We start from the raw sequence: 4,031 nt of genomic DNA, 5'->3' as shown, positions 1-4,031 counted from the left end.
TAACCACCCTTAACACCATAGTCAACCGTCGCGCCTTGATGCCGCACTACGCTTGCGTGGTAAGAAGCAAACAAACCAGAGACGACCAGCACCATCGGAATTGAAACGACAATGAGCAATATCGCAATGAGCAATCGAATTCGTGTTTTCGTAGCCATGGCGTTTTTCGTTTACCCGATTTATCGGCCGGGTTCCGAGGGTGAGTGCGGGCAAAAATAGGGTTCGCTTCCACCAGCTTCAACATCATAACCGTATTGCGTGTTCCAGTACGTGTCGTAGTTAAGGTTTCGTAGATCTGTCCATCGATTTCGGTCAAGTCCACATTCCACGACGACGTTTTCGATCGCCTTTCGGAGTTTTGGAACAATTGGAATTTGCATTTCACCCAGTGCAGAAACCAAGTCGCGTACAATGTGAAAGGTCTCCCCTGCAGATTTCTCAGCCTCGGGGTAATAGTGATTCCATTGTTCCGAAGTCATGAAAACGCGGCAGGTCTCAATGAATGATCGCATCGCCGTTTCCTGGCGTTCATAGTACTGCGTTCTGGCAGCACGATCAGCAGCGTTCGAAATTCGGTCAACCTTTTTCACGTTAAGTACTCGAAGCCGATAACGAATAACAATCTATCCCAACTGGAGTGAAGCGGAATTGAGGGATCGATTGTCGTTGGGCTATGACGGTTTGCCGTTGCTTCCACCCACTGTTGGGCATACGCGGATTCTACACGTCCCGCATCTTTGAAAACCAGTCTAACCGATGCGATGGAACGGTTGCAACATGTTGATTTGAAATGGCTGGCTGCAATTTGAATCGAGGTCCCAAAGTTACCGCTTGAGCTTCGCGAACATTGGTTTAGATTCTGGCTAGCCACTTACGCCACCCACCATAGTTCGGGCAATGACCCACAGTCCAGCCCGCAATCGTCCCTAGAACAACGACGCAGAATCTAAACCTTTATACGTTCGACGTTTTTGGCCATTGCCAATCTCTTGTGGTCCCAACGCCGTGTCCCCCGGACTCTAGGATTCGCTCCCTGAGTTTTTCCAATCCAACGGAATGCACTTCACCTTCTGAAACCCCACCCGGCCAAATTACCATTGTCGGATAACGATCAGGGAATGCTACCACAATATTGTAGCCGTTTTCATTGTGGTATTCATAGAATCCATTTCGCATTAAACCAACCGTCATTTGCAACTCCAATTTGACTATTGGCTTTCTTATCGTTTCTAATCGGTCTTCGATAGCTATCGATAGCTCATGGAGATCTAGCTTGACTGCTTTCCATGCGGCAACGTGCGCTACGTGGGCTGAACGATCTCCTACGCCGCTTTCAAGCAATTCCAGACAGTACTTCCGCTCATGCTGATCGGTCAAATAGAAAAGCGAGCGAGCACGCATCGAGGAGGCCGTATCTTGAGCCATCTTTGTCAATTCTCTTTGAGCGGATTCGTTGGTTTGTGCCAACTGGGTAAGCATAATTACGCCAGTCTCCCAGACAACTTTTCGGGGATGCCTTGATGCCTTTACAATCGAGTCAATCGCCAGTACGTCCGATGGGCTGTGATCGAATGCCATCTCAAAAGAGCCACACGCGAGACTCAAAAGACGCCTATCTACTGGCGAGCATATTGATCTCTCGACAATGTCAAAGTACTGAACTGGGGTAAAACGACCCGCCAGTATGTCCAGATAGGTCATATTCACATCAGCCTCGACAAACGCATGAAATCACGCGGTTGCGGCCAAGTGACTTTCCATCAGGAAACGCGATCCGCAACTCGCATGCACTTCTTTGATCGTCCGATTTTATTCGCTACGAGGCATCGTCCAACGCGAAATAAAGTCGGCGCAGCATTTCGGAGACGTCATATAGTCTAGCATGTATGCACCTTCATCAAGTAGTTTCAATGCGCCCGGAAGAGCGTTGATGCAGTGCACGAGACCGCTGTGCCCAAGTTGGTTGTGGTACTTCGTTGAGCTTTCGCCTTTGCGATTGTCGAACACGGCCGGAAATTTCCTAACCCATCTTTCGAATCGTTGGCAGGTTTTATGGAGCTCAGGAAAAGTTGTCTTTAGATTTGACGTTGGGAACCACAAGCATCCCGACACCCAATAGTTGCCGTCGCGAAGAGACGGCAATTTGAGGCCTGCGGAAGGCGTCTTTGCCGGATTCACCAGACGCAGTTGAGGTTCTTCCTCTTGTCGAATTCTTGTTAAGACAGCATCGCGCCATTGAGGAGAATTGTTCGTGTAGTCTGTTAGTGAAATTGATGCGGGCCAGTATTCAATGGGGCCAAGCGATGGGAAATAAAGCACACGTTCGGAACCATCGGAATGCAGTTCCGTTATTGGTACCGAAGAGTCTGCGAGGGTCGCTCCAGCCTCGCACAACCAGTTCAAGATTAAGGGCAAGTCATCGGATGTCGCAAACCAGGTGTGTGCTTGTGCCATGATCTCAAAAGGACGAACTACTATTCGTTCGATACACTTTTTGTCTTTCTGTTCTCTTCTAGTTTTTGCCCCTTCCAAACGACCCAGAAAAGCACTGGGAACACGATGGCACCGACAATTACCCCACGAAGCAAGTCTGAGTATTGATAATAAATCAACCCAAGGGCCGCCAGTGCAGCGAAGCTTGCGATCATGAGCGGAGACATTTGCCTATTGAGCGGAGAAGTAGAGGCATCGGAGTTTTCCCCTTTCGTGCCGGTTTTGTCGATCACAACAAAGGGCTTGCCCGTTACTTTTGTGTAGACGAATCCCCAGATAACGAAAACAACAACAGCTGAAATGCTAAAGACAACTAGGCGTGTAATTGGATCCATACTCTGTCTTCTCGAAACAAAAGGGGGCGAACGACTAACAATCTAACCCCAACTGGACCGACGCGGAATTAAGGGATAAATTGTGCTTTGGGGGTATGTCAGTCTGCCGTTGCTGCTACCCGCTAGCAGGTATGCGGGTTCTACACTTTCCGCATTTCTGGAATCTAGTCTAAACGATGCGACAGGTCTGCTGCAACAAGTTTCAGCGATGACAGTGCGATAACGCCAACCATAGATCGGGCAATCACCCGCTGTCCAGCCCGCATCCGTCCTAGAACAACGACGCAGAATCTAGACCTTTAAATGTTCCCCGCTCGCTTTCGGAGCATCGATTAGGGAAGCCTGGTTCTTCCTCCGGTTGGAGAGAGCTAAGAGCAACAGCGGCATCGATAACATGAAGAGTACGGCGGCGGTCCCAAGCAAGTACTTCGTGACCGTTGTCGTCTCAACAGGTTTATCGTTGATCACAAATCCATCAGCAGTTGTTGAGGTTGGAAAAACCTTGAGGTTCTGGTTCAGGAGAAAGAAGCCTGGCGTCGCAACCAATAGCGAAATCAGCAGCAAGAGCGACGCAATGGCCGCGTACCGCCGTACGCCGCGTCGCGATTGTGTCGCAGGAAAGTCTTGGTTTGAGCTGGCGTAAGGATTCATCAATGAACAGTCGCGTGTCGCAGGTGTATAAAGCTGCAGTCGAGGAACGTCCGCCATCACCCGGCACGCGCGAGAAAAGCTTCCATAAAACGACGGCCGATCGCGTGCTCGGCGTGCATGGCTTTGGTACGCCCGTCATGGGCATTAGTCAATTGGGTTCAAGTCCCATGTGCGAAATAGGAACCTCTGGGAGATCAGTATACCAAATGAAAAATTCAAGAGAACAAGCACTAGGTGAAGGCAACTGCGTGAGGGTGACCGAGCGTGGGAAGGAAGCCTGCGAATGCATGGGTACCGTGATTGTGGAACATCGAAGAGTTGGACATCGCACAATCGAATAACCTAGAGACTCTCTGACGTCCTTATCCCAGGTTATTCGCCGAATCCGCCAAAGAGCCATAACCCAGTCGAGAGAAAACATCGCGATTTCGCGAAGTGTCGGTTCCACTCAACTCTACCAACCCCGTCAAACTTTGTTTGACCTCCGGGTTATGTATTAAAGCCGGCGATGGTGTAATGCACTGTTGCCGGCTTTTTTCGTTTTTCCGCGAG

Annotated in this window: 5 protein-coding genes; all 5 read right to left on the bottom strand. The window is 49.7% G+C overall.

The genetic code is table 11. From position 1 onward, the window contains the following. Positions 1-954: 954 nt before the first annotated feature. Positions 955-1,578 (bottom strand): hypothetical protein, encoded by a 624-nt coding sequence (locus tag ACIQ2L_RS13740; RefSeq protein WP_396159799.1) that lies wholly within the window; start codon positions 1,576-1,578, stop codon positions 955-957. A gap of 231 nt (positions 1,579-1,809) precedes the next feature. Further along, a complete protein-coding gene (locus tag ACIQ2L_RS13735) occupies positions 1,810-2,454 on the bottom strand; it encodes a hypothetical protein (RefSeq protein WP_396159797.1) in 645 nt (214 codons plus the stop codon). Positions 2,455-2,474: 20 nt separating this feature from the next. Beyond that, the gene (locus ACIQ2L_RS13730) at positions 2,475-2,828 is read right to left on the bottom strand and encodes a hypothetical protein (RefSeq protein WP_396159795.1); all 354 of its coding nucleotides are present in this window, start codon (positions 2,826-2,828) and stop codon (positions 2,475-2,477) included. Between the two features lie 291 nt (positions 2,829-3,119). Next, positions 3,120-3,479, bottom strand: a complete 360-nt coding sequence (locus ACIQ2L_RS13725; protein WP_396159793.1) for a hypothetical protein — start codon at positions 3,477-3,479, stop codon at positions 3,120-3,122. A gap of 362 nt (positions 3,480-3,841) precedes the next feature. Then, on the bottom strand, positions 3,842-4,031 hold a 190-nt coding region (locus ACIQ2L_RS13720; protein ID WP_396159791.1), incomplete at its 5' end, for a hypothetical protein.

Source organism: Flavobacterium sp. (assembly GCF_044369455.1).
GTDB lineage: Bacteria > Bacteroidota > Bacteroidia > Flavobacteriales > Flavobacteriaceae > Flavobacterium.
Note: the sequence above shows the minus strand (reverse complement) of the source record. Positions and strands in the feature narration are given on the sequence as shown.